General features: G+C 67.6%; 25 protein-coding genes. 12 read left to right on the top strand and 13 right to left on the bottom strand.

Annotation, left to right across the window (positions count from 1 at the left end):
- Positions 1 to 29 precede the first annotated feature (29 nt).
- The 3 genes from fusA to rpsL form a co-directional block, all read right to left on the bottom strand.
- On the bottom strand, positions 30 to 2,123 hold the full coding sequence (fusA, locus tag B9N75_RS07290; RefSeq protein WP_085218204.1) for an elongation factor G: 2,094 nt from the start codon (positions 2,121 to 2,123) through the stop codon (positions 30 to 32).
- A gap of 64 nt (positions 2,124 to 2,187) precedes the next feature.
- A complete protein-coding gene (gene rpsG / locus B9N75_RS07285; protein WP_085218203.1) occupies positions 2,188 to 2,658 on the bottom strand; it encodes a 30S ribosomal protein S7 in 471 nt (156 codons plus the stop codon).
- A gap of 194 nt (positions 2,659 to 2,852) precedes the next feature.
- Positions 2,853 to 3,224, bottom strand: a complete 372-nt coding sequence (gene rpsL, locus B9N75_RS07280) for a 30S ribosomal protein S12 (protein WP_028969180.1) — start codon at positions 3,222 to 3,224, stop codon at positions 2,853 to 2,855.
- A 302-nt stretch (positions 3,225 to 3,526) separates the two neighbouring features.
- Here rpsL and B9N75_RS07275 point away from each other — a divergent pair, with 302 nt between their 5' ends.
- From B9N75_RS07275 to B9N75_RS07265, 3 genes are read left to right on the top strand one after another with little or no spacing between them, the layout of a single operon-like run.
- Positions 3,527 to 3,829 (top strand): YggT family protein, encoded by a 303-nt coding sequence (locus B9N75_RS07275; protein ID WP_085218202.1) that lies wholly within the window; start codon positions 3,527 to 3,529, stop codon positions 3,827 to 3,829.
- A gap of 9 nt (positions 3,830 to 3,838) precedes the next feature.
- Positions 3,839 to 4,732: a bifunctional methylenetetrahydrofolate dehydrogenase/methenyltetrahydrofolate cyclohydrolase FolD gene (gene folD, locus B9N75_RS07270; RefSeq protein ID WP_085218201.1), complete on the top strand. Its 894-nt coding sequence runs from the start codon at positions 3,839 to 3,841 to the stop codon at positions 4,730 to 4,732.
- 22 nt (positions 4,733 to 4,754) lie between these two features.
- Entirely contained in the window at positions 4,755 to 5,384 is a 630-nt protein-coding gene (locus tag B9N75_RS07265) for a MarC family protein (RefSeq protein WP_085218200.1), read from the top strand.
- Here B9N75_RS07265 and B9N75_RS07260 read toward each other — a convergent pair.
- A complete protein-coding gene (locus B9N75_RS07260) occupies positions 5,374 to 7,101 on the bottom strand; it encodes a hypothetical protein (RefSeq protein WP_085218199.1) in 1,728 nt (575 codons plus the stop codon). The two genes, B9N75_RS07265 and B9N75_RS07260, sit on opposite strands and share 11 nt — an antisense overlap.
- A 121-nt stretch (positions 7,102 to 7,222) precedes the next feature.
- On the opposite strand from B9N75_RS07260, the gene B9N75_RS07255 reads away from it, so the two are divergent.
- The 3 genes from B9N75_RS07255 to B9N75_RS07245 are packed head-to-tail and all read left to right on the top strand — an operon-like array spanning position 7,223 to position 9,353.
- On the top strand, positions 7,223 to 7,627 hold the full coding sequence (locus tag B9N75_RS07255) for a GtrA family protein (RefSeq protein WP_085218198.1): 405 nt from the start codon (positions 7,223 to 7,225) through the stop codon (positions 7,625 to 7,627).
- Between the two features lie 32 nt (positions 7,628 to 7,659).
- Positions 7,660 to 8,622 (top strand): glycosyltransferase family 2 protein, encoded by a 963-nt coding sequence (locus B9N75_RS07250; RefSeq protein ID WP_085218197.1) that lies wholly within the window; start codon positions 7,660 to 7,662, stop codon positions 8,620 to 8,622.
- Positions 8,622 to 9,353: a class I SAM-dependent methyltransferase gene (locus B9N75_RS07245; RefSeq protein ID WP_085218196.1), complete on the top strand. Its 732-nt coding sequence runs from the start codon at positions 8,622 to 8,624 to the stop codon at positions 9,351 to 9,353. The genes B9N75_RS07250 and B9N75_RS07245 overlap by 1 nt, the downstream gene beginning before the upstream one ends.
- Here the strand turns inward: B9N75_RS07245 and B9N75_RS07240 are convergent.
- The 4 genes from B9N75_RS07240 to B9N75_RS07225 are packed head-to-tail and all read right to left on the bottom strand — an operon-like array spanning position 9,281 to position 14,641.
- Entirely contained in the window at positions 9,281 to 10,879 is a 1,599-nt protein-coding gene (locus B9N75_RS07240) for a hypothetical protein (RefSeq protein WP_085218195.1), read from the bottom strand. The genes B9N75_RS07245 and B9N75_RS07240 overlap by 73 nt on opposite strands.
- A gap of 35 nt (positions 10,880 to 10,914) precedes the next feature.
- Complete coding sequence (locus tag B9N75_RS07235) at positions 10,915 to 12,720, bottom strand: hypothetical protein (protein ID WP_085218194.1); 1,806 nt, start codon at positions 12,718 to 12,720, stop codon at positions 10,915 to 10,917.
- On the bottom strand, positions 12,717 to 13,106 hold the full coding sequence (locus B9N75_RS07230; protein WP_085218193.1) for a GtrA family protein: 390 nt from the start codon (positions 13,104 to 13,106) through the stop codon (positions 12,717 to 12,719). The genes B9N75_RS07235 and B9N75_RS07230 overlap by 4 nt, the downstream gene beginning before the upstream one ends.
- On the bottom strand, positions 13,106 to 14,641 hold the full coding sequence (locus B9N75_RS07225) for an NAD(P)/FAD-dependent oxidoreductase (protein WP_085218192.1): 1,536 nt from the start codon (positions 14,639 to 14,641) through the stop codon (positions 13,106 to 13,108). The genes B9N75_RS07230 and B9N75_RS07225 overlap by 1 nt, the downstream gene beginning before the upstream one ends.
- A 204-nt stretch (positions 14,642 to 14,845) precedes the next feature.
- Here B9N75_RS07225 and B9N75_RS07220 point away from each other — a divergent pair, with 204 nt between their 5' ends.
- Positions 14,846 to 15,388: an EF-hand domain-containing protein gene (locus B9N75_RS07220; RefSeq protein WP_085218191.1), complete on the top strand. Its 543-nt coding sequence runs from the start codon at positions 14,846 to 14,848 to the stop codon at positions 15,386 to 15,388.
- 113 nt (positions 15,389 to 15,501) lie between these two features.
- On the opposite strand, the gene ykgO is transcribed toward B9N75_RS07220, so the two are convergent.
- From ykgO to galE, 3 genes are all read right to left on the bottom strand, one after another.
- Positions 15,502 to 15,627 (bottom strand): type B 50S ribosomal protein L36, encoded by a 126-nt coding sequence (gene ykgO, locus B9N75_RS07215; RefSeq protein WP_006833921.1) that lies wholly within the window; start codon positions 15,625 to 15,627, stop codon positions 15,502 to 15,504.
- 277 nt (positions 15,628 to 15,904) lie between these two features.
- Positions 15,905 to 17,044 (bottom strand): aspartyl/asparaginyl beta-hydroxylase domain-containing protein, encoded by a 1,140-nt coding sequence (locus tag B9N75_RS07210; RefSeq protein ID WP_085218190.1) that lies wholly within the window; start codon positions 17,042 to 17,044, stop codon positions 15,905 to 15,907.
- A complete protein-coding gene (galE, locus tag B9N75_RS07205) occupies positions 17,041 to 18,063 on the bottom strand; it encodes a UDP-glucose 4-epimerase GalE (RefSeq protein WP_085218189.1) in 1,023 nt (340 codons plus the stop codon). The genes B9N75_RS07210 and galE overlap by 4 nt, the downstream gene beginning before the upstream one ends.
- Before the next feature lie 86 nt (positions 18,064 to 18,149).
- Between galE and B9N75_RS07200 the strand changes: the two genes are divergently transcribed.
- The 3 genes from B9N75_RS07200 (at position 18,150) to gpmA (ending at position 20,708) form a co-directional block, all read left to right on the top strand.
- Positions 18,150 to 18,764, top strand: coding sequence for a DUF4136 domain-containing protein (locus B9N75_RS07200; RefSeq protein WP_425292417.1), 615 nt, complete (start codon positions 18,150 to 18,152; stop codon positions 18,762 to 18,764).
- Positions 18,761 to 19,891 carry a M14 family metallopeptidase gene (locus B9N75_RS07195; RefSeq protein ID WP_085218188.1) on the top strand — a complete coding sequence of 377 codons (1,131 nt, stop codon included), beginning with the start codon at positions 18,761 to 18,763 and terminating at the stop codon, positions 19,889 to 19,891. Before B9N75_RS07200 ends, B9N75_RS07195 begins: the two co-directional genes overlap by 4 nt.
- 130 nt (positions 19,892 to 20,021) lie before the next feature.
- The gene (gene gpmA / locus B9N75_RS07190; RefSeq protein ID WP_085218187.1) at positions 20,022 to 20,708 is read left to right on the top strand and encodes a 2,3-diphosphoglycerate-dependent phosphoglycerate mutase; all 687 of its coding nucleotides are present in this window, start codon (positions 20,022 to 20,024) and stop codon (positions 20,706 to 20,708) included.
- An 8-nt stretch (positions 20,709 to 20,716) separates the two neighbouring features.
- On the opposite strand, the gene B9N75_RS07185 is transcribed toward gpmA, so the two are convergent.
- On the bottom strand, positions 20,717 to 21,334 hold the full coding sequence (locus B9N75_RS07185) for a GGDEF domain-containing protein (protein WP_085218186.1): 618 nt from the start codon (positions 21,332 to 21,334) through the stop codon (positions 20,717 to 20,719).
- A 118-nt stretch (positions 21,335 to 21,452) separates the two neighbouring features.
- Between B9N75_RS07185 and purE the strand changes: the two genes are divergently transcribed.
- On the top strand, positions 21,453 to 21,938 hold the full coding sequence (gene purE / locus B9N75_RS07180) for a 5-(carboxyamino)imidazole ribonucleotide mutase (protein WP_085218185.1): 486 nt from the start codon (positions 21,453 to 21,455) through the stop codon (positions 21,936 to 21,938).
- Positions 21,935 to 23,002, top strand: coding sequence for a 5-(carboxyamino)imidazole ribonucleotide synthase (locus tag B9N75_RS07175; RefSeq protein ID WP_085218184.1), 1,068 nt, complete (start codon positions 21,935 to 21,937; stop codon positions 23,000 to 23,002). The genes purE and B9N75_RS07175 overlap by 4 nt, the downstream gene beginning before the upstream one ends.
- Here the strand turns inward: B9N75_RS07175 and B9N75_RS07170 are convergent.
- Positions 22,999 to 23,463, bottom strand: a complete 465-nt coding sequence (locus tag B9N75_RS07170) for a Fur family transcriptional regulator (protein WP_085218183.1) — start codon at positions 23,461 to 23,463, stop codon at positions 22,999 to 23,001. The genes B9N75_RS07175 and B9N75_RS07170 overlap by 4 nt on opposite strands.
- Between the last annotated feature and the right edge of the window lie 20 nt (positions 23,464 to 23,483).

The raw sequence follows: 23,483 nt of genomic DNA, 5'->3' as shown, positions 1-23,483 counted from the left end.
GTCTTTCTGACTGTTGACCCAAGCCGCTATCAGGCGAGCTTGGCTTTCACTTCATCCGCGACGTTCTGCGGCACTTCATCGTAATGTGAGAACTGCATCGTGTACTGAGCGCGGCCCTGGGTGAAGGACCGGAGCTCATTAACGTAGCCGAACATATTGGCAAGCGGGACCAGCGCCTCGACCGCCTGGGCATTGCCCCGGCTGTCGGTGCCCTGGATCTGGCCCCGCCGCGAGTTGATGTCGCCGATAACGTCGCCGAGATAATCCTCCGGCGTCACCACCTCAACCTTCATCACCGGCTCCAGCAGCGTGATGCCCGCCTTCTGCGCAGCCTCGCGCATCGCGGCGCGAGCGGTGATCTCGAATGCCAGCGCCGACGAATCGACGTCGTGGTACGCGCCGTCATAGAGCAGGATCTCGAAATCGATGATCGGGAAGCCGATCAGCGATCCGGTCGCCGCGGTCTCACGGAAGCCCTTCTCGATCGCGGGGATATATTCCTTGGGAATATTGCCACCCTTGATCTCGTCCTTGAAGATGATGCCCGCGCCGCGCTCGCCCGGCGTCAGCTTCACCTTGACGCGGCCGAACTGGCCGGTGCCGCCCGACTGCTTCTTGTGGGTGTAATCGATGTCGACCTCTTTCTTGAGGTACTCACGATACGCCACCTGCGGCGCGCCGACATTGGCCTCGACCTTGAACTCGCGCTTCATGCGGTCGACCAGGATCTCGAGGTGGAGCTCGCCCATCCCCTTGATGATGGTCTGGCCCGATTCGTGATCGGTCGAGACGCGGAACGAGGGATCCTCGGCAGCGAGGCGATTGAGCGCGATGCCCATCTTCTCCTGGTCGGCCTTGGTCTTCGGCTCCACGCTGAGCTCGATGACGGGCTCGGGGAATTCCATCCGCTCGAGGATGATCGGCGCCGACTTCGCGCAAAGCGTGTCGCCGGTCGTCGTCTCCTTGAGGCCGGCCAGCGCAACGATGTCGCCGGCATAGGCCTCGTCGATGTCCTCGCGGCTGTTCGCATGCATCAGGAGCATACGGCCGATCTTCTCGTCCTTCTCCTTGACGCTGTTCAGGTACGAGCCCTTGGTGAGCTTGCCCGAATAGATGCGCGCAAAGGTGAGCGAGCCGACGAACGGATCGTTCATGATCTTGAACGCGAGCGCGCTGAACGGCGCGTCGTCCGACGACGGACGCGAATCCTCGGTCTCACCGTCGAGCTTGACGCCCTTGATCGCCGGCACGTCGAGCGGGCTCGGCAGATAGTCGATGACCGCGTCGAGCAGGGGCTGCACGCCCTTGTTCTTGAACGCCGAGCCACAGACGACCGGCACGAACGCCATCGCCAGCGTGCCCTTGCGGATCAGCTTCTTGAGCGTCGCGACATCCGGCTCATTGCCTTCGAGATAGGCTTCCATGACGTCGTCGTCCTGGTCGACGACCAGTTCGATGAGCGCCTGGCGCGCCTCGGCGGCCTTGTCCTTCAGATCGTCCGGGATCTCGCGATATTCGAACTTCGCGCCCAGCGACTCTTCGAGCCAGACGATCGCGCGATTCTCGACGAGATCGACCAGGCCCTTGAAGTCGCCTTCGAGGCCGATCGGGAGATAGAGGACGGCCGGCTTCGCGCCGAGGCGATCGATGATCGACTGCACGCAATAGTCGAAATTGGCGCCGGTGCGGTCGAGCTTGTTGATGAAGCACATCCGCGGCACGCCATATTTGTCGGCCTGACGCCACACCGTCTCGGACTGCGGCTCCACACCGGCGACGCCGTCGAAGCAGGCGACCGCGCCGTCGAGCACGCGCAAGCTGCGCTCGACTTCGATGGTGAAGTCGACGTGGCCCGGCGTGTCGATGATGTTGATGCGGTGCTCGGGGCCCTTGCCCTCGTCGGCCTGCCAGAAGCAGGTCGTCGCGGCCGACGTGATCGTGATCCCGCGCTCCTGCTCCTGCTCCATCCAGTCCATCGTCGCAGTGCCTTCGTGCACTTCGCCGATCTTGTAGGACTTGCCGGTATAATAGAGGATGCGCTCGGTCGTCGTCGTCTTGCCGGCGTCGATGTGCGCCATGATACCGATGTTGCGATAATGTTCGAGCGGATGGCGGCGGGCCATGATCTTTAACTCCGATGCCGGGAAGAGCCTCAGGGGCCCGTTCCCAGCGATATGGTGACTGTTTTTACCAGCGGTAGTGGCTGAAGGCGCGGTTCGCTTCAGCCATGCGGTGCGTATCCTCGCGCTTCTTCACCGCGTTGCCGCGATTGTTCGAAGCGTCGAGAAGCTCGCCCGAAAGGCGGGCGGCCATCGTCTTTTCCGAACGGGCGCGCGCGGCGCCGATCAGCCAGCGGATGGCGAGCGCCTGCGCACGCTCGGTGCGGACCTCGACCGGAACCTGATAGGTCGCACCGCCGACGCGGCGGCTGCGGACCTCGATGCCCGGCTTCACATTGTTCAGCGCGTCGTGAAACACGCCGATCGGATCCTTCTTGGCACGCGCCTCGACGGTGTCGAGCGCGCCATAGACGATGCCTTCGGCGACCGACTTCTTGCCGTCGAGCATGACGGAATTCATGAACTTCGAAAGCACGATATCCCCGAACTTCGGATCGGGGAGAATCTCGCGCTTCTCTGGGCGACGACGACGGGACATTCTTTCAACCCTTCCTTGCTTCAGCCTGGTCCGGAACCTGTGGGAACCCGTCAAAGTACTACTTTGATGGGAGCCCTGTCCGGGGCTTACTGTTTCGATGTCATCCCCGCGAAAGCGGGGACCCAGTAACGATGTGGATCCCGGATAGGCTCGCTCGTCGCGAGCCTTGCGGGATGATCATGCCCCCGGCATGATCACTTCGGACGCTTGGCGCCGTATTTGGAGCGCGACTGGCGGCGGTCCTTGACACCCTGGGTGTCGAGCACGCCGCGCAGCACGTGATAGCGCACGCCGGGCAAGTCGCGCACACGACCGCCGCGGATCAGCACGACGCTGTGCTCCTGGAGGTTGTGGCCCTCGCCGGGGATGTAGCTGATCACCTCGCGCTGGTTGGTGAGGCGCACCTTGGCGACCTTGCGAAGCGCCGAGTTCGGCTTCTTCGGGGTCGTGGTGTAGACGCGCGTGCAGACGCCCCGCTTCTGCGGGTTCTGCTCCATCGCGGGAACCTTGGACTTGGCCTTCTGCGGCTCGCGACCCTTGCGGATCAACTGGTTGATCGTCGGCATGAAGCCTTCACTTCCTTGAGTTACTTTACCGAACGCGAAAATGCGCGAACACCCGGTGGACCCTATGGGCCCCCCGGCCATTCGCATGCGTGCGGCAACGTTCATTGCTCTGGCGCCCGGACCCGAACGCGGCCTCGCTGGGAGAATCCTCCGGTCCCGGACAGGCGCGGCCTATACTGACGGGTAGTCGCAGCGTCAACGGGAGTCTGGCCTGCCGCGCGACATCAAGGCCGGCCCTCTGCCATTGCCCCCCACGCCCCGCTCCCCTACATGCCGAGGCCTGGTTTCACCGGGGAGGGACAATGCTGCTCGCGGTCTTCAACGTCATCGATCTGCTTCTCAGGGTTCTCACCTGGATCATCATCATCCAGGCGATCCTGAGCTGGCTGGTCGCGTTCAACGTGATCAACACCTACAACGACTTCGTCCGCCAGGTGCTGAACGCGCTCGACAAGATCACCGAGCCGTTATACCGCCCCGTCCGCCGCATCATGCCCGATTTCGGCGGCATCGATTTCTCGCCGCTGGTCGTGCTTCTCGCCATCTACGTCGCGCGCATCCTGTTGAGCGGGCTCGCCCGCGACATGGCGCTGGCGGCTTATTAGGGCATTGGCATGAGCGCCGAGATCATCGACGGCAAGGCGTTCGCGGCCGGCCTGCGCAGCCGCGTCGGCGCGCTCGCGGGCGCGTTCGAAAAGGCCACGGGCCGCAAGGCGGGTCTCGCCGTCGTGCTGGTCGGCGAGGATCCGGCGAGCCAGGTCTATGTCCGCTCCAAGGGCAAAGCGACGCTCGAGGCGGGCATGGAGAGCTTCGAGCACCGCCTGCCCGACGACACGAGCGAAGCCGATCTCGTCGCGCTGGTCCGGTCGCTCAACGCCGATCCCGCGGTCGACGGCATCCTCGTCCAGCTCCCGCTCCCGAAGCATATCGACGAGAATGCAGTGATTGCGGCGATCGACCCCGACAAGGACGTCGATGGCTTCCACCCGGTCAACGCCGGCCGCCTCGCCACCGGGCTCCACGGCTTCGTCCCCTGCACGCCGCTCGGCTGCATCATGCTGCTCAAGGACCGGCTCGGTGATCTTTCCGGCCTCGATGCGGTGGTGATCGGCCGCTCGAACATCGTCGGCAAGCCGATGGCGCAACTGCTGCTCAAGGAAAGCTGCACCGTCACCATCGCGCACAGCCGGACGCGCGATTTGGCGGACGTCGTGCGCCGCGCCGACATCGTCGTGGCCGCAGTCGGCCGGCCGCAAATGATCCGCGGCGACTGGCTGAAGCCAGGCGCGACGGTGATCGACGTTGGCATCAACCGGATCATGGACACCGAGACGGCCAAGGGCCGGCTGGTCGGCGACGTCGATTTCGACAGCGCCGCGAAGGTCGCCGGCGCGATCACGCCGGTGCCGGGCGGCGTCGGGCCGATGACGATCGCGGTGCTGCTGCGCAATACGCTCGTCGCCGCGCACCGGCTGGCCGGCGTGCCGCTGGCGAAGGACGCGATCTGATGCGCGCGCGGGGGGGCCTGCGATGATCGAGCTGTTCGTCTCCGCCTTCGTGACGTTGCTCGTCATCATCGATCCGCCGGGCTGCGCGCCGATCTTCGCGACGCTCACCAAGGGCGCCGAGGCTTCGCACCGCCGCGCGATGGCCTATCGCTCGGTGCTGATCGCGACCGGCATCCTGCTCTTCTTCGGTCTGTTCGGCGAGGATCTGCTCCGTGCGCTCGGCATCAGCCTCGACGCCTTCCGCATCGCGGGCGGCATCATGCTCTTCCTGATCGCGCTCGAAATGGTGTTCGAGAAGCGGCAGGAGCGCCGCGAGAACCGCGCCAACGAGGTGAATGCCACGCCCGAGATCGAGGACATCTCGGTCTTCCCGATGGCGATCCCGATGATCGCCGGACCCGGCTCGATCTCGGCGCTGATGCTGCTGATGGCGCGCACCGAGGGGCTGAACGCCAGCCTCGTCGTGCTCGGCGCGCTCGCCGCGGTGCTGATCGTGACGCTGATCGCGCTGCTCGCCGCCGGGCCGCTGCTGCGGCTGCTGGGGCACAAGGTCGAGGCGATGATCACCCGCATCCTGGGCGTCATCCTCGCCGCGCTTGCCACCCAGTTCATCATCGACGGCATCGCCGCGAGCTTCCGCGTCAGCGTCTGATCACCCGCCACATCCGATAGGGCGATCCCTTGGGCAGATCCACGGGATCGAGCCAGTCGGGCACCTGCCCTGCCGCCAGCATCACATAGAAGCCCTGCTTCGCCTCGCTGCGGTAGACGGTCGATTCCGACATGCCGGGGCAGATGAGGACATAATCAACGCCGCGCTTCTCGACGATCGCGCGCGCGGTGTCGGCGCTGCCGCGGAAGGCGTGCATCACGTCGAGGATCGCATCGCCGTTGCGGTGATAGGGCCCGGCGATCGCGCTGTGCGGCGTCACCGCGATCAGCCGCGGGCCGAGATCGACGAAGGTGAGCACCGTCCCCTTGGGCTGCATCGCCACTGCGCGCAGCGCCGCCAGCGTCGGGCAGAAGCTGTTCGCGCGGTTGACCTTCTTCATCCCGGCGCTGACCGGTGTGCGCAGCCAATCGGCGCTCCACTGCGCGGCAAGGCCGGAGATGACGAGGAAGGCGGCGACGATTGCGGCGGACTGGACCGGCCAGGGCCGCCAGCCGCGCACCTTCGCGAAGGCCGCCCAGGCCAGCGCCGCCGCACCGGGGATGGATAGGAGCTGCGCTGCCGGCCCGGCGCGCGTCTGCCAGAGCAGCAGGGTCGCCGCGACGAGCGCGGGCAGCGCGAGCACGCCCCAGCGGATCGCGGCATGCGCATCGCGGCGCGAGCGCCACAGCATCAGCGCATAGCCGATCAGCCCCGCCACCGGCAGCGAGACGATGCCGAGGCCGACCTGCAGGCTGTGGGTGTAGACCGGACGCGCCTCGCGGACATGGCTCAGCCACCGATCGTCGAGCTCGGGCGTCACGCCCTCCGGGCGGCCGAGGCAATGCGGCCAGAGCAGCACGAAGCCGACCGCGATGATCGCGCCCGCAGCCGCCGCGAGGCCGAAGCGCGCGGTCCACCGTTCCGGCGACAGCCGCGCCAGCAGCACCGCCGCGCCGCCCGCCGCGATCATCGCGGAGAGCCAGACCGGCGACAGCGCATCGCAGACCGGCGCGCGGTTGGCGTAGGAGGCGAACAGCAGGAAGCCCGCCGCACAGCCGCCGGCAAGGCTCGCGCCATAGGTCGCGGCGCGGGGCGCCTCGGCCCGGTCGTGCACCCAGCGCAGGATCGTCACCGCGCCGGCCAGCGCGAGATAGATCAGCATCTCAAGCCCGATGACGAGCGAGAGCGCCGTGGCGAAGCCGATCACCGCGCCGCCGCGCGCGCGCCGCGCATCGGTCAGCCCGACGAGGACGAGACCGAGCAAGGCGAGCTGCCAGCCGTGGTGATCGATGCGCAGCGGCACCCACATGCCACGCGCCGAATGCGCGCAGAGCAACAGCGCTATCGCCAGCGGCCATGCCGCGGCGCCGATCATCCGCCGCGCGATCGCGGCAATGGCGAAGAAGGCAACGCCGAGTGGCAGTAGCGGCGCCGCGCGGACCGCCGCCCGCTCGGCATCCGCGCCGCCGAGCAGCGGCGTCAGGAGGAGCTTGATCCCCGCGATCGGCAGATCGACGAGCCGCGACCAGTGGACATCCGCCCCACCCGGCGGCGCGAGCTTATATTGCCTGAGATCGAACCAGCCTTGTCCCGCGAGCCAGGCGCGGACTTGGGCGATGCGCAGATTGTCGTCGGTGTCGGCGAGCGCGAACCACTGGATCTGCTGCCAGCGCGCCCAGACGAGCAGCGCCGCCGCGGCGAGCCAGAAGAGCAGCACCCACCAGCGCCATTGCGCTTCGCGTTCAAGGGGAAGGCCCCCGCCTTGCAATCGATCGTCCCTTCCCAACCGCCTGGCGGTGCATTAGTCGCTGCGCCGCAAAGGGCAAGCGACCGGACAGATGCTGGATCGACTGAAATCGCACGAGGCGCTGATCGGCCAGCTCGTCCGCTACGCGCTGACCGGCGGGCTCGCCAGCTTCGTCAACATCGGCGTCTATTGGGTACTCGCCGCGCGCGGCATGGACCCGAACCTCGCCTGGGCGATCGGCTTCGTCGCCGCCGTCGCGGTCGGCTATGTCGTTCACAGCCGCTGGAGCTTCCGCGGCCACGGCCGTCGCGGCAATCTGGCGCGCACCGGCGGGCGGTTCGTGATCGTCGCACTTGTCAGCTTCGCGCTCAACCAATTTTGGGTGTGGTTGCTCGTCGCGCGCGCCGGCCTGCCGCTCTGGGCGCCCTATCCGCTGGTGCTGGGCGTCACCCCGCTCGTCGTCTTCGCGCTCAACCGCCGCTGGGTGTTCGGATGATCCCGGCGGAGGATTGTGGCACAAGGCGCGTCATGGCCGCCGACCCTGCCGTTCCAACACTTTCGATCATCGTTCCGGTGAAGGACGAGGAAGACGGCATCGCGCCCTTCGTCGCGCGTGTCGCGCCGATCCTCGACGGGCTGCTGCCCGCGCGCGACTGGGAAATCCTGTTCATCGACGACGGCAGCACCGATACCACGCTGCCCGCCATCGACCTCGCCCACCGCGCCGAGCCGCGCGTCCGCGGCCTCTCGCTCTCGCGCAATTTCGGCAAGGAGGCGGCGCTCTCCGCCGGGCTCGATCATGCCCGCGGCGCGGCGGTGGTGCCGATGGACGTCGATCTGCAGGATCCGCCCGAAGTGCTGGGCGAGATGATGGCCAAGTGGCGCGAGGGGCATGAGGTGGTCTACGGCGTCCGCCGCAACCGGCGCACCGACAGCCTCCCCAAGCGGCTGACCGCCGATCTCTATTATCGCGCGCACAATTACATGTCGTCGGACAAGATCCCCGAACATGCCGGCGATTTCCGCCTGCTCGACCGCGCCGTCGTCGATCTCATCCGCCGCATGCCCGAGCGTAACCGCTTCATGAAGGGCATGTTCGCCTGGGGCGGCTTCCGCCAGGCCGCGGTGGAATATGACCGCGCCAGGCGCACCGTCGGCAAGACCAAGTTCAATTACTGGAAGCTGTGGACGCTTGCGCTCGACGGAATCACCTCCGCCTCCACCTGGCCGCTGCGCGTCTGGAGCTATATCGGCGTCGTCATCGCGCTCCTCTCCTTCGTCTACGCCCTCTACATGATCGTCCGCGTCGTCGTGCTGGGGAGCGACGTCCCCGGCTATCCCTCGCTGATGGTCGCGGTGCTGTTCTTCGGCGGGCTGCAGCTCATCTCGCTGGGCGTGCTCGGCGAATATATCGGCCGCATCCTCATCGAGACCAAGCAGCGGCCGATCTACGTCATCCGCCACACCATCGGCATCGAGGAGCAGGGCTGATGGAACGCGCAGTCTATGAGCGGATGGCGGCGATCGACGGCGAGCATTGGTGGTTCGCCGCGCGGCGCCAGATCCTCACCGATCTTATCCGCCGCCTCGATCTGCCGCAGAGCCCGCGCATCCTCGAAGTCGGCGCGGGTACCGGATCGAACCTCGAGATGCTGAAAGGCTTCGGCCGGGTCGACGCGATCGAGCCCGACGATCCCGCGCGCGCGCTCGCCAGCCGGCGCAGCGGCATCGACGTGATGGGCGGGATGCTCCCCGACGGCGTGAAGCTCGAGGACGGCGCCTACGACCTTATCGTCCTGCTCGACGTGCTCGAACATATTCCGGACGACGAGGGCACGCTGAAGGCGCTGCGCTCGAAGCTCGCGCCGGGCGGGCGGCTGATGGTCTCGGTGCCGGCGTCGCCTTGGATGTGGAGCGCGCACGATGTCGCGCACCACCACCAACGCCGCTACACCGCCGCCGGGCTGGAGAAGGTGTTCCGCGCGGCAGGCTATCGCACCGCCTATCGCAGCCATTTCAACACCCTGCTCTTCCCGCTGATCGCCGCCGCGCGGCTGGCGGGCAAGCTGACGAAGCGCGAGGGCGGCGACGATGCGATTCCGCCCAAGCCGCTCAACGGCCTCCTGAAGACGATTTTCGGCGCCGAGCGTCACGCGATCGGGCGCGCGTCGCTCCCGTTCGGCGTGTCGCTGGCGTTGGTCGCGGTGCCGACCACCCGGTAGAGCACGCCGCGCTCGCCCTGCCAGACCGGCTGCAGGAACGGCGCGGAGGGCCAGTCGGCGGGGCCGACTCCGATCAGCCAGAAATGATCGAACGCGCCGCGCGGCAGCACCTGCATCGCCATCGCGATCGACCCCTCACGCCGCGTCTGACATTCGGGCGGGCGGAGTATTTGCGAAGGGTCGTCGGCGAATGGCTCGCCATCGCGGTAGCGAACGCGGAGGAGTTGCGCGCCGGGCATGACCCACTGATCGTTGACGAAGGCGTCGCGGCGGATGGTGGCGAAGCTGGTCAGATGCTCGAAGCGCGGCCGGTCCCACACTTCGTTGCACGGCGTCTCGGCGAGCGCGAGGACGCGGCTGCCCTCGGCGATATGCGGGACGGCGGCGAGCTGCGCCTGCCAGCCGCGGTCGACATCGGCGAAGGCGGCGGTGCTGACCGCGATCCGCGCAGCGAAGAAAGCGATGCCGAAGATCGCGATCGCGCCCGACCAGCGCTTCGCGAACTCGCCCACCGGCGCGATCGCGATGATCGCGACGGCGAAGAGGAAGGGCGCGAGCCGCATGTCGGCATAGGCACTGCCCAACAGGATGCGCGGCAGGCCGATGAAGGCGAGCATCAGGAACAAGGTCGCCAGCCCCAGCTTGTGGCTGAAGCGGATGCGCGTCCAGAAGATGGCGGTCAGCGGCAGCGCCATCACCAGCAGCGCGCTGGCGACGTCCCACGCCTCCCACCGCTCGCGCAGCAGATAGACCAGCCAGCGGCCCTTGGCGTACCAGTTGAACCAGTCCCCGGTGGAGCCCGCGACCTGGCCGCTCCGCCACAGCAGCATCAGCGCCACGGGCGGCGCGAGCGGCAAGCAGGCGAGCCCGCCGCGGACCAGCGCCGCGAAATAATTGTGCCCGCGCTCGCGCGCGCTCGCCGTCTCGGTGGCGAAGGCAAGCAGGCCTAGCAGCCCCCAGCCGAAGGTGTGGGTCAGCCAGATCAGCGCGCCGATCGGCACGAAGAGGATCGCGCGCTGCCGCTCGCGCCCCTTGCGGCCCATCCGGATCCACAAGGCGAAGGCGATCAGCGCGAACGCCGCGGACAGCGCGAAATTGGCGAAGCCGAACTGGAAGGGATAGCCATAGGCCAGCGGCAGCGCGAAAAAGGCGGTGGCCGGGATACGGCCGTGGATCTCGTGCGCGATCCACAGCAGCCCCGCGACGGTGAGCGGCGGGATCGCCAGCACGATCATCTTCACCGCCGGCTCCAGCCCGAACAGGCGGCCGAGCGGTTCGATCAGGAGATCGATGCCAAGATTGCCGATCACCGCCCATTGGAAGCCGAAATAGCGCGCCAGCGCGGCCGATTCGCCCATGTTGAGCTGCACGCGATAGCGACCCATATGGCCGGGCAGATCGACCAGCGGCGGGACAGCAGGCGCGATCAGCGGGATCGCGGCGGCGAGGATGACCAACGCCAGGAACAGGCGGCTCTGCCACCATTGCCCCCGGACCGGGTTCCGGAAATTGAGCCTGAGAACCACGCGCCGCGCCTAGGCCGGAAGCGCCGCCTTCGCAATCAGGAGATTGGCGGCGCCACCTGCCAGACGCGCAGATCGGGCGAGTTGGTCACGGGCACGGGCCGCAGCCACGCAGGCGCGCGCCCACCCTCCAGATCGGCCATGAACCCTTTTGGGCTGGCGGCCAGGTAGAGCTGGATTTCGGGCAGGCGGCGGCAATAAGCCACATAGGTCGCGCCGCTCGCGCGCACGATCGCCTCGGCGTCCCGCGCGCTCCCCGTGAAGCTTCGGATCACCTCGCGCATCGCATCATTGTTGCGATGATAGCCGCCAGCGATCACGCTGTGCTGCGTGTACATCAGCATCGAGGGGCCAACGTCGATCGGCGCGAAGAGTGTGGCGGCGGGCCGTGCCGCGATCTGGGACAGTCCGGCTTCAGACAGGCATTCCTTCCCGTCGAACGCCGGCTGGAGCATCGTCCGCTCGGCATCGTCGAGTTCGATCCGCGCCATCGCGCTGCCTGCCGGAATGGGCGACGGGAGCGCGATCGCGAGGACCGTCAGCGGCACCCGCGCGGCGGCGAAGCGGAGGTTTGCCAGGCGGCGGAGCAGCACGGTAAGCAGCGCCGCCGACCCGATCGTGGCGTACAGATGCGCGACGCCCTGCCCGCGGTAAACGAGAACCGAGAGCAGGAAGGCGCCGCCGAACATCACCGCGAAGGTCGTCCAGCGCCGCGCCGCCTCGGGCGTTTCGGCCGAGCGCCAGCCGATCCACGCGCCGATCATGCCGACCAGCGAGGGCCAGAGCGATCCGACGGCGAGATAGGAGGGCTGATCCCACAGCGGCAGCCCTTCGCGGACATTCTGATACCAGAAGCGATGGACGAGCGGATCGAGCGCCTCGAACGGCCCGCCGAGGCAGGCCGGGCCGGACAGCGCGAGCGCGGCGGCGCCGACAGCCCCCGCCACACCGAGCAGCGCCAGACGCTGCACCGCGCCCTCCATGGCGGGAAGCCGGCTGCCCGCCGCGACGGTTGCGGCGGCGATGGCGAGCGGAAGGAGATAGGGCGCCGACATCGAATCGCAGCGCACCGCGCCCCAGGCCGCAGGCAGCTTGGTCGCGGCGAAGAAGGCGATCGACGCCGCCGCCGCCGCGATCAGATAGGCGACCAGCCGGGCGCCTTCACGCCGGTCGAGCAGATAACGGAGCGCGAGCAGCGCGCCGATCAGCGCGAGATAAGGCAGGCCCTCGATCGAGATATGCGTCCAGAAGGCCGCTGCAATGCCTGCGACGATCCCCGAGCGGCGCGGATCGTCGTCGAGCAGCGCGAGCAGCGCGAGCCCCGCCATCGCGATCTGCCAGCTATGATGATCGATCCGCAGCGGCGCGAATTGCGCGAGAAGATAGGGGCTGGTCGCGACGAGCAGCGCGGCGAGGATTCCGCCTTCCGGCCCGAGCAGCCGGCGCCCGGCGCGCGCGACGAAGTTCATCGCCAGCAGCAATATGCCGAGCGGCACCGCGATCAGCGCCGCGATCTCCGCCTGCGCGCCGCCAAGCAGCGGGCGCAGCAGCAGGATCACCCCCGCGATCGGCATGTCGACGAAGCGCGACCAGTGCATGTCGCCGCCGTGCGGCGGGTAAAGGCGGTGCTGGCTGACGTCGAACCAGCCCTGCCCCGCCAGCCAGTCGCGGACCTGAACCAGGCGCATGTGATCGTCCGGATCGATCATCGAAACGGTAAGGATGCTCTGCCAGCGGCCGGCGATCAGGATGACCGCGACCACCGCCCAGGCGAGCAGGATCAGCCGGCCGTAGGGCCAGCCTGCGATGCCGCGCGCCGGCTGCGGGGCCGGCGCCGGGGTCATGCGAAGACGAACCGCCGGCGCAGCAGGTAGGTGGTCTGGAAGGCGACGCCGATCGCGACGAGCTTGGCGAGCCGCGGATCGAGATGCAGCGCATCGCCGATGCCGACGATCGCGGTGGTGAGCGCAAGGCCGATCAGCGCCGAGCCCAGGAACAGCACCTGCTGCTGGCGGCGCGCGCCGCCGCGTTCCGCAAGGCGTCCGCTGAAGACCGCGCGGCTGGAGAGCAGCCAGTGCGCGCCGATGCCCGCGCCATAGCCGATCGCCGCGGCGAGGAACGGCTCGACGCCCAAATGGATCGCGGCGAGGAACAGCGCGAGATCGAGCCCCAGCGCGCCGGCGCTGGCGACGATGTAGCGGGTATAAGTGGCGCGCAGCAGCGCGAGCATCACGCCGCCGCCTTCAGCCGTGCCGGGACGGCGCGTTCGGACGAAAGCGCGGCGTTGCGGCCGGCGGCATCGTCCTGCCCCTCGTGGCCCGCCTCATGATATTCGGCGTCCTCGTTGACCTGCCAGATGTCGTAGACCCGCGCGCCCGCCTCGATGTTGCGGACGGTCAGCATCGCCGTCATCATCGCATGGTCCTGGTTGTTGTAGCGATGCATGCCGTTGCGGCCGACCATGTGCAGCGTCGGGAAGCGCTCCTCCAGATCGGCGCGCATCGCCTCGACATTGTCGCGATATTCGTCGTCGTAAACCGGATAGGCCTTTTCCTGGCGCACCACCTTGCCGCCGACGACGGTGGCGGGATCGGCGAGGCCGAGCGTCGCCAGTTCCTTCGTTGCCAGCGCGACCAGCTCTTCGTCATCCGCGGACCACAGCCCGTCGCCCTCGAAACAGAAATATTCGAGGCCGACGCAGGCGAGGTCGGGATCGGGCACCATCTCGGGCGACCAGGAACGGAAGTTCTGCACGCGGCCTACCTGCACGCGCGGATCGTGGATGTAGATCCAATTGTCCGGGAACAGATCGTCCGATCGGATCATCAGCGCGACGGTCAGGAAGTCGCGATATTTGAGGTCCATCGCCTGCGGCAGGCTGGCGGGCAGCGGATGGATGCGCCCGGCGAGCTCGCGCATCGGCGCGGAGGAAATGACATGCGCCGCGCTGATCGCCGACTTGCTGCCGTCCGGGCAGTCGACGGTGACGCGCCACCGCCCGCTCGCCTGGTCCTCGGATAGCTGGTGCAAAGCATGGCCCATCAGCACGCGGTTGCCGCATGCGGTAACGAAATCGCGCGCGCGCTCCCACATCATGCCGGGGCCCTGGCGCGGATAGCGGAACGTCTCGAGCAGCGTCTTCACCGCCATCCCGTCGTTCTTGCGCTTGTGGAGGCCGAGCGAGCGCTTGAGCCCGTCGAGCACCGCGCCGCCGAGGCTCAGCCCCTTGATCCGCTGCGCCGCCCAGTCGGCCGACATCTCGTCGGTCGGCATGCCCCACACCTTCTCGGTGTAGGTCTTGAAGAAGATCGAAAAGAGCTTGTGGCCGAACTGGTTCACCACCCACTGCTCGAAGCTCTTCGGGTCCTTGTGCGGGAACAGCTTCCAGCGGGCATAGCTCGCCATGCAGAGCGTCGAGCGCCAGATGCCGAGGTTCCACAGCGCCTCGAACGCGCGCAGCGGATAGGAATAGAATTTGCCTTCATAATAGATGCGGCTCATCCGCGGCCGCTCGATGAAGTCGTCGGGCAGGATCTCGTTCCAGAGATCGACCACCTCCTTGGATTTCGAGAAGAAGCGGTGGCCGCCGATGTCGAAGCGGAAGCCGTCATGCTCCACCGTGCGGCTGATGCCGCCGACATAGACCGGGTCCTTCTCGATGACGGTAACCGAATAGCCGCGCTTGGTCAGCAGATAGGCCGCCGTCAAACCGGCCGGCCCCGCGCCGATGATCGCCACATCGACAGCCTGGTAATCGCGATCCATTGCCACTCCCCGTCCTAGCCCTCCGACCAGTGACGCAAAGGTGCTAAGGGATGGTTAATCGATTCTTCCCGCCGCTGGGCATCGGGGCGACGGCGTTAGCGGGCCCGTTAACCCAGCCCGTTCAAGGTGGAGACAGGCGGTGAAGCGTATTTCCCCTGCGGCAAGCGGCGCTTACCGTCGCTCCCGCCGCGTAAGGAGTATCGCATGAAGAAGCTGATTATCACCGGCGCGCTGGCCGCGCTCGTCGCCGTTCCCGTCGTCGCGCAGGAGATGGCGCGTCCCGAACGCGGCGCAGACATGACCCGCACCGCGGTCGAAGCGCGCGTCCGCGCCAATTTCGACCGGCTCGACGCCAACAAGGACGGCTTCGTCACCAAGGAAGAGCGCCAGGCCGCGCGCAGCGAGCGACGCGAGAAGCGCCGCGACGCGATGTTCGCCCGGCTCGATGCGAACAAGGACGGCATGATCAGCCGCGCCGAATTCGATGCGCCGCGTGCCAAGGGGCCCAAGGGCGAGCGCGCCGAGGGCATGCGCGGCAAGCACCGCGGCATGGGCATGGCGCACCGCGGCGGCGGCAAGATGATGGAGCGCGTCGATGCCGACAGGGACGGCCGCGTCTCGCTTGCCGAGATGACCGCGGCGCGCCTCGCGCATTTCGATCGCATGGATGCCGATCGCAACGGCGTCGTCACCCGCGAGGAGCGCAAGGCGTTCCGCGAATCGATCCGCGCGCAGCGTAGGGGCTGACCGGCCCGACCTGCGAACCGGACACGACGAGAGGGCCGGGGCGTCGCCGCTCCGGCCCTTTCTTCATTCTGCCTGCAATCAGACGCAGCCGCCCGCGGGCGGCCGGCCGGGCCTCAGCCCTGGCGCGCCTTGAAGCGGCGATTCGTCTTGTTGATGACGTAGGTGCGGCCCCGGCGACGGATCACGCGGCAGTCGCGATGGCGCGACTTGAGGGACTTCAGAGAGTTGCGGATCTTCATGGCCGTGACTTTGCCTGTCTGGGATCGGACGAAATTGCCGGGAAAAACGAAGGCGCTCCCCTATGCGGCGGTGCCAGGCAAGTCAAGCGCGGGACGGGTGAAGCGCGCCCTGTCCTATGTCCTACATCCGGATTATCTGCGACTATCGCCGCCTTAGGCTCTTTCCCATCGTCGATCCGCGTTCAACGACACTGCCACGGCATAAGCCCCTGTCACCACCCCCATGGCCAGTGCGAACATTGGGACCTTTCGCGCGAAAGGACCGGACGCGAAGCCCTCAAACCCCGTCGATCGCCTCGAAGATGGTGGCAATGCCGCGGCGTTCTTCGTCGCTCAGTTCGGGCCGCCAGATGTCGAAGATCAGCACGACGCGGTTGTGCGCGCTGTCGTTCCACGCCTCATGCTCGATGCTGTCGTCGAAGATGAGCAGCTTGCCCTCCTCCCACTCGCGCGTCTCGTTGCCGACGCGAATGCCGCAGCCCTCCGGCACCACCAGCGGCAGATGGCAGACCAGGCGCGTATTGAGCATCCCCGTATGCGGCGGGATGCGCGCGCCGGGCCGCAGCATCGAGAAGAAGACAGAAGGCGTGCGCCCGCGCATCTGGGTCAGCGGCAGCGCCTCCAGCGCAGCCATCGTCCGCGGGCAGCGCGCGGCATGCGCTTCGTTCATCGTGCCATGCTCGACCAGGTAGAAGGCGCTCCAGTTCGGATCGTCGAGCAGGTCATGGAAATCCATCTTCGGACGATTTTCCTCCTGCTGGACGTACGGCTTGAAGCCGGCCTCTGATTTCAGCAGCTCGACCAGCTCGGCACGGATCGCATCGGTCTCCGCTTCCACCCGCTCCGCCCACTCGAACGCCCCGCGCTCGTAGAACTGGATGTGCGGCAGCCGCGGATAGAAGAAGGCGCTCGGCTGCTGGAAATAGGGCTGTTTGCGCTGGAACAATATGTCGAGCGATTCGGCGAAGCGCGCCCCGATCGCCGCCGGATCGACACCGCCAGAGAGAATGCGGTCCTCCAGGTGCCCCTGGAAATTGGAGCCCGCCTCCTCGGTGCGCCGCGCGATCCGTTGCAGCTCGCGCGCCATGTTGAGCGGCAGGCCCGGCGTGGCGGCGCCGACCTTCGCGGCCATCTGGTAGAAGCTGACCGCGGAGCGCGGGTCGCGCGCGTCCCAGCGGCGATCGCCCTTGCGAATGAGACCCATCAGGTGGCGCGGCGCGATCTCCAGCAGCCGGTCGATCCACACCTCCTCCGCCGCGCGGTCGCCGATCTCGGAATGCGATTGGGCGATGAGCGTGAACAGCGCCGGATGCCGCTCACCGCCGTCCGCCACCGGCTGGAGCAGCCGCAGCGCGCCGCGCGGATCGCCGCGCTGGAGCATCGCGGCGGCGGATTGCAGCGTCGCGTCGATCGTCATGCGGCCGAGCCCTCCGCCTGGCGTTCGGCCAGCGACCGCTCCCAAGCGAGCGCGTGGGCGACGATGGTGTCGAGATCGTCGCGGCGCGGGCGCCACGGCAGCGTTTCGAGGATGCGGGCATTGTCCGCGACCAGCGCGTCGGGATCGCCGGCGCGGCGCGGCTCCATCCGCCGATCGACGCGCATGTTTGTGACGCGATCGACCGCGTCGAGCACTTCGAGCACCGAGAAGCCGCGCCCGTAGCCGCAGTTCATCACATGGCTCGCGGCGGGATCGCGGACCAGCATCTCCAGCGCGTCGACATGCGCATCGGCGAGATCGCTGACATGGATATAATCGCGCACCCCGGTGCCGTCCGGCGTGTCGTAATCGCTGCCGTAGACGGCAACGCCGTCGCGCTTGCTCGTCGCCGCCTCGACCGCGACCTTGATGAGGTGCGTCGCACCGGCGGTGGATTGCCCCGTGCGGCCGTGCGGATCGGCGCCGGCGACGTTGAAATAGCGGAGCGCGCAATAGTTGATCGGATGCGCTGCGGCAGTGTCGGCGAGCATCCGCTCGGTCATCAGCTTGGACCAGCCATAGGGGTTGATCGGCCGCGTCGGCGCATCCTCCGCCACCGGCACGCTTTCGGGAATGCCGTAGGTCGCGGCGGTCGAGGAGAAGATGAAGTGGCGCACCCCGCCTTTCACCGCGCTCTCGATCAGCGCGCGGCTCTTCACGGTGTTGTTCTCATAATATTTGAGCGGATCGCTCACCGATTCGGGCACCACCACCGATCCCGCGAAATGCATGATCGCGCCGACGCCATGCTCGGCGATGACGCGCGCGACCAGCGGCTGATCGGCGATGTCGCCTTCAACGAACGCCGCCGCACCGGGCACCGCCCAGCGGAAACCGGTCACCAGATTGTCGATCACCACCACCGGCCAGCCGGCATCGAGCAGCGCCAGAACGGCGTGGCTGCCGATATAGCCGGCACCGCCCGTCACCAGCACAGCGGGTTTCTTCGCTTCGTCCATTCGCCCCTCTCGCCTGCCGATGCAGCGAAATGCCCGCACGATCGTTTAGGAAGTGCAATGATCATCATAGCGGCGAGGTGCGCAAAATGAAGGCGGTGATGCGGATCGGCGGAGCGATGCTGCTGGCGGCAACGGTTTTGACCGGCTGCGCTACGGGCGGTGGGGAGCGGCGGCTTGGTGGCGCGGACGTCACCCGCTTCCACCTCGGAGAGCCGATCGCGCGCGGCCAGATTGCAGTCGAGCCGTTCGAGCCGGACATGGCGGGCAGCCTGGAATTCCGCAGCTATTCGGGCGCGGTCACGGCGCAGCTCGCCCGGCTCGGCTGGACCGTCGTCGATTCGCCCGGCAAGTCCGAGCAGGTCGCGCTCGTCGATGTTCGCCAGGGCAGCCGCGAGGCGCTCCGTAGCCGCCCGCCGGTCACCATCGGTATCGGCGGCGGCACCGGCGGCTGGTCGAGCGGCGTCGGCGCGGGCGCAAGCTTCGGTGTCGGCGGCGGGCGCGGCGGCGAGATCGTCGGCACTATGCTGCAGGTGAGCATCAAGCGCCGCTCCGACGGCACCGTATTTTGGGAAGGCCGCGCCGAGACCGAGGCGCGTGCGGAAGATCCGCTCGCCGATCGCCGCAATGCGGTCGAAAGACTCGCCGACGCGCTGTTCCGGGACTTCCCCGGTGAATCGGGACGCACTATCTCGGTGCCATGACCCTCAGCATCTCGAGCGCCTTCGATGGCGGCAACATCAAGCTGGTCGCCATCGAAGGCGATCGTGTCGACCTGGAAATCGTCAAGGACCACCAGTCCGATTTCTACCAATGGTTCTACTTCCGGCTGACCGGCGCTGCCGGCCGCGCGGTGGAGCTGCGCATCGTCAACTGCGGCGATTCGGCCTACCCCAAAGGCTGGGAGAATTACCGCGCGCGCTTCTCCTACGACCGCGAAGATTGGCGGCAGGCGGAAACGGATTACGCAGGCGGGGTGCTGACGATCCGGCTGACGCCCGCTTCGGACAGCGTGTGGCTCGCCTATTTCGCGCCATATTCGATGGAGCGCCACAACGATTTCATCGCCGACGCCGCATCGCACCCGGACGTTTCCTACCGTTCGCTTGGGACTACGCTCGACGGGCAGGACATCGACTATCTCTCGGTCGGCACCGGGCCGCTCTCGGTGTGGCTTTACGGCCGCCAGCATCCCGGCGAGACGATGGCAAGCTGGTGGATGGAAGGCGCGGTGGCGCGGCTGCTCGACGATTCGGATCCGGTCGCACGGCGGCTGCGCGAGCGCGCGACCTTCCACATCGTACCCAATATGAACCCCGACGGATCGCGCCTCGGGCATCTGCGCACCAACGCCGCGGGCGTGAACCTCAACCGCGAATGGCATACGCCCACCGCCGAGAAGAGCCCCGAAGTGCTCGCCGTGCGCAATCGCATGGACGAGACCGGCGTCCATTTCGCGATGGACGTCCACGGCGACGAGGCGATCCCCTATAATTTCCTCGCCGGCTTCGAGGGCATCCCGAGCTGGACCGATGCGCTGGGCGATCTCTTCACCCGCTATGCCGAGCGGCTGGAGGCGATCTCGCCCGATTTCCAGCGCCGCCACGGCTATGAGGTCGCGCAGCCCGGCCAGGCCAATCTCTCGATGTCGACCAACCAGGTCGCCGAGCGGTTTGGCGCGGTGTCGATGACGCTGGAAATGCCGTTCAAGGACAATGACGATCTGCCCGATCCCGATCAGGGCTGGTCGCCGGACCGCTGCGCCGCGCTCGGCCGTTCGTGCCTAGACGCGCTCCATGCCATGCTCGACGATCTCGACGCGCGGCGGTAAGCGGCCAAGCCGGAAGCGTCCTTGCGAGGAGCATCGCGACGAAGCAATCCAGCGGCCACCAACGCCGCTCTGGATTGCTTCTCCCGGCATTCGCCGGGATCGCAATGACGGCAATATTTACGGAGACCCCATGCCCACGCTCGTCCTCATCCGTCATGGCCAGTCGGCCTGGAACCTGGAGAATCGCTTCACCGGCTGGTGGGACGTCAACCTGACGCCGCAGGGCGAAGCGGAAGCCAAGGCGGCGGGCGAGCTGCTCGCCGAGCGCGGGCTCGATTTCGACATCTGTTTCACCAGCCTCCAGACGCGCGCGATCAAGACGCTCAACATCGCGCTGGAGGCGATGGGGCGTCTGTGGTTGCCGGTCGAAAAGCATTGGCGGCTGAACGAGCGCCACTATGGCGGGCTCACTGGGCTCGACAAGGCGGAGACGGCGGCGAAGCATAGCGCCGAGCAGGTCCATATCTGGCGGCGCTCGTTCGACATCCCGCCGCCCGCGATGGAGCCGGGCGGCGACTTCGATCTCACCAACGACCGTCGCTACGCGGGGATCGAGATCCCGTCGCACGAAAGCCTCAAGGACACGATCGCGCGCGTGCTGCCTTATTGGGAGGAGCGGATCATCCCCGAGCTGAAAGAGGGCCGCCGCGTGCTCGTCTCCGCGCACGGCAATTCGCTCCGCGCGCTCGTCAAGCATCTCAACCGGATCACCGATGCGGACATCAGCGGGCTGGAGATCCCGACCGGCCAGCCGATCGTCTTCGAGCTCGACGACAGCCTCGACGCGAAAGACTTCTACTATCTGAAGGACCGCTAGGCGCGGCCTCAGCCGTCGCGCTTGGCGCGTGCCTTGTTGCGGTCGGCGCGGCGGAGGACGTCCTCCACCGTATCGCCGGTCAGCACCGTCGCGACGCCGATCGCGGACTCCAACGCCAGCTCGCTGCCGCCGATGTCGAGCGGGTTGGTGGCGATGCAGCGCGCGATGCGCTCCGCGGTCTCGATCGCGCTGTTGTGATCGAGATGGTCGAGGATCAGTCCGAACTCGTCGCCGCCAACGCGCGCCGCGCAATCGGTGGTGCGGATCAGCCCGGCGAGCAGCCCGGCGACATGGATCAGCGCCGCGTCGCCCGCGAAATGGCCGTGCGCGTCGTTGATCGCCTTCAGCCCGGCGAGATCGACGAACAGCACCGCCGACGGCGTGCCGTGGCGATTGGCGCGGCTTACCGCGCGCTCGAGTTCGGCAAGGAAGCGGCGGCGGTTGGGGAGCGGCGTCAGCACGTCGCTGTCGGCGGTGCGCTCCAGCTCCTGCACCCGCTCGCGCGTTTCGGCGAGTGCGGCGCGGAGCAGCGCATTCTCGTCGGAGAGCTGGCCGATCGCGGCGCGCACCTCGCTCGTCATGTCCTCGACCGGAATGCCGGCGACGATATTGCCGTGGATGTTCATGGCCCTGCCCCTTGCGTGTGGGCACGAAACTAGCCCGCATCTGGTTAACAGACCGCCAATTGCGCACCCCCGCCGCGCCGGTTAAGGAGTGGCGCTTCGCCGGGCAGGCAGGGTGGCAATGGCAGACGAAGCGACGATCGGGATTATCATGGGCAGCCGCTCCGATTGGGAGACGATGCGCCATGCCGCGGAGACGCTCGAAGCGCTCGGCGTGTCGCATGAGGTGAAGGTCGTCTCCGCGCACCGCACGCCCGACCGGCTCTACGATTATGCCAAGTCCGCCGCCGGGCGCGGCCTCAGGGCGATCATCGCCGGCGCGGGCGGCGCGGCGCACCTGCCCGGCATGGCGGCGGCGATGACGCGGCTGCCGGTGCTCGGCGTGCCGGTCGAATCCAAGGCGCTGTCGGGCTGGGACAGCCTGCTTTCGATCGTCCAGATGCCCGCCGGCATTCCGGTCGGCACGCTCGCGATCGGCAAGGCGGGCGCGGTCAACGCCGCGCTCCTCGCCGCCGCGATGCTCGCCACCACCGACGATGCGCTCGCCGGGCGGCTGGAGGCGTGGCGCGAAAAGCAGACCAGCGACGTGGCCGAAACGCCCGAATGACCGTCCCGCCGGGCTCTACCATCGGCATCGTCGGCGGCGGCCAGCTCGGCCGGATGCTGGCGATGGCCGCGGCGCAGCTCGGCTATCGCTGCCACATCTACGCGCCCGAAGATGCGCCGATCGCCGCCGAAGTCGCCGCGCGCGTCACCCGCGGCGCCTATGACGATGCGGAGGCACTGGCTAGGTTCGGCGCCGAGGTCGACGTCGCGACCTACGAGTTCGAGAATATCGCCGCCGGCCCGCTGTCGGCGCTGACCGGCAAGGTCGCACTGCATCCGCCCGCCGCGGCGCTGGAGGTGGCGCAGGACCGGCTGAGCGAGAAGAATTTCGTCGCCGGGCTGGGCGGGCGGCCCGCGCCGTTCGCGGCGGTCGACGACCGCGCCGGACTCGACGCCGCGCTCGCCGGGATCGGCGCGCCGGCGATCCTGAAGACGCGGCGGTTCGGCTATGACGGCAAGGGCCAGGCGCGGATCATGGCCGCAGCGGACGCCGATGCGGCATGGGACGCGGTGCGCGGCGCGCCGTCCGTGCTGGAAGGCTTCGTCCGCTTCGACGCGGAATTTTCGATCCTGCTGTGCCGCGGCACCGATGGCCAGGCGGTGGTCTGGGACGCGCCGCGCAACGTCCATACCAACGGCATCCTCGACACCAGCGAGGCGCCTGCGACCGGCATCGCGCCGGAGACGATCGCCGAGGGCGCCGCGCTGGCGCGCAAGGTGGCGGACGCGCTCGATTATGTCGGCGTCATCGCGTTGGAGTTTTTCGCGACGGCGGATGGCGCGGTGTTCAACGAGATGGCGCCGCGCGTCCACAACAGCGGACACTGGACGATCGAAGGGGCGCGCACCTCGCAGTTCGAAAACCACATCCGCGCGATCTGCGGCCTGCCGCTCGGCGACACGTCGCTGTCGGCCCAGCGGGTAACGATGCGCAATCTGATCGGCACCGACGCCGGCGACTGGCCGACGCTTCTGGCCGATCCGCGCGCGCATCTGCATCTTTATGGAAAACGTCAGGCACGGCCCGGGCGCAAGATGGGCCACGTCACCTGGCTTGCTGACTAGTCCTTGCAATCCTCGCAGCGGCCACGGACTTCGATGACCGGGCGCTCGGGCGAAAAGCCCGTCTCGCTCGCCGCCGCGCGCACCCGGCTCGACAGCGCATCGTCGTCGATATGCTTGGCCTGGCCGCAGGTGTCGCAGATCAGGAAGATGCAATCGTGCAGGCAGCCTGGGTGGTCGTTGGCAATATAGCCGTTGGCGCTTTCCACCCGCCGCGCGAGATTGGCGCCGACGAAAAGGTCCAGGATGCGATAGACGCTGTTGGCGGCGACGCGGCGGCCCTGCGCCTGCCCCAGCTTCTCGGCGATGTCATAGGCCGACGCCGGCTTGTCGAACCCGGCGAGCGCATCGAACACCGCGGCGCGCATCGCCGTCCACTGCTCGCCCGATTTCTCCATCGTCGATTGCGCGGCGACCGCGAGATCGCGGCTTTCGTGGATGTGATGATCGTGCGCGGTCGACATGATCCGGATTTAGGCCTTCG

The organism is Allosphingosinicella indica (genome assembly GCF_900177405.1).
Lineage (GTDB): Bacteria > Pseudomonadota > Alphaproteobacteria > Sphingomonadales > Sphingomonadaceae > Allosphingosinicella > Allosphingosinicella indica.
The sequence above is the reverse complement of the archived record's forward strand: the minus strand, read 5'-3'. Positions and strand labels throughout refer to the sequence as shown.

Coding starts and splice junctions, on each gene's coding strand:
- fusA (WP_085218204.1), bottom strand. CDS start 2,123: ATGGCCCGCCGCCATCCGCTCGAACATTATCGCAACATCGGTATCATG.
- rpsG (WP_085218203.1), bottom strand. CDS start 2,658: ATGTCCCGTCGTCGTCGCCCAGAGAAGCGCGAGATTCTCCCCGATCCG.
- rpsL (WP_028969180.1), bottom strand. CDS start 3,224: ATGCCGACGATCAACCAGTTGATCCGCAAGGGTCGCGAGCCGCAGAAG.
- B9N75_RS07275 (WP_085218202.1), top strand. CDS start 3,527: ATGCTGCTCGCGGTCTTCAACGTCATCGATCTGCTTCTCAGGGTTCTC.
- folD (WP_085218201.1), top strand. CDS start 3,839: ATGAGCGCCGAGATCATCGACGGCAAGGCGTTCGCGGCCGGCCTGCGC.
- B9N75_RS07265 (WP_085218200.1), top strand. CDS start 4,755: ATGATCGAGCTGTTCGTCTCCGCCTTCGTGACGTTGCTCGTCATCATC.
- B9N75_RS07255 (WP_085218198.1), top strand. CDS start 7,223: ATGCTGGATCGACTGAAATCGCACGAGGCGCTGATCGGCCAGCTCGTC.
- B9N75_RS07250 (WP_085218197.1), top strand. CDS start 7,660: ATGGCCGCCGACCCTGCCGTTCCAACACTTTCGATCATCGTTCCGGTG.
- B9N75_RS07245 (WP_085218196.1), top strand. CDS start 8,622: ATGGAACGCGCAGTCTATGAGCGGATGGCGGCGATCGACGGCGAGCAT.
- B9N75_RS07235 (WP_085218194.1), bottom strand. CDS start 12,720: ATGACCCCGGCGCCGGCCCCGCAGCCGGCGCGCGGCATCGCAGGCTGG.
- B9N75_RS07230 (WP_085218193.1), bottom strand. CDS start 13,106: ATGCTCGCGCTGCTGCGCGCCACTTATACCCGCTACATCGTCGCCAGC.
- B9N75_RS07225 (WP_085218192.1), bottom strand. CDS start 14,641: ATGGATCGCGATTACCAGGCTGTCGATGTGGCGATCATCGGCGCGGGG.
- B9N75_RS07220 (WP_085218191.1), top strand. CDS start 14,846: ATGAAGAAGCTGATTATCACCGGCGCGCTGGCCGCGCTCGTCGCCGTT.
- ykgO (WP_006833921.1), bottom strand. CDS start 15,627: ATGAAGATCCGCAACTCTCTGAAGTCCCTCAAGTCGCGCCATCGCGAC.
- B9N75_RS07210 (WP_085218190.1), bottom strand. CDS start 17,044: ATGACGATCGACGCGACGCTGCAATCCGCCGCCGCGATGCTCCAGCGC.
- galE (WP_085218189.1), bottom strand. CDS start 18,063: ATGGACGAAGCGAAGAAACCCGCTGTGCTGGTGACGGGCGGTGCCGGC.
- B9N75_RS07200 (WP_425292417.1), top strand. CDS start 18,150: ATGAAGGCGGTGATGCGGATCGGCGGAGCGATGCTGCTGGCGGCAACG.
- B9N75_RS07195 (WP_085218188.1), top strand. CDS start 18,761: ATGACCCTCAGCATCTCGAGCGCCTTCGATGGCGGCAACATCAAGCTG.
- gpmA (WP_085218187.1), top strand. CDS start 20,022: ATGCCCACGCTCGTCCTCATCCGTCATGGCCAGTCGGCCTGGAACCTG.
- B9N75_RS07185 (WP_085218186.1), bottom strand. CDS start 21,334: ATGAACATCCACGGCAATATCGTCGCCGGCATTCCGGTCGAGGACATG.
- purE (WP_085218185.1), top strand. CDS start 21,453: ATGGCAGACGAAGCGACGATCGGGATTATCATGGGCAGCCGCTCCGAT.
- B9N75_RS07175 (WP_085218184.1), top strand. CDS start 21,935: ATGACCGTCCCGCCGGGCTCTACCATCGGCATCGTCGGCGGCGGCCAG.
- B9N75_RS07170 (WP_085218183.1), bottom strand. CDS start 23,463: ATGTCGACCGCGCACGATCATCACATCCACGAAAGCCGCGATCTCGCG.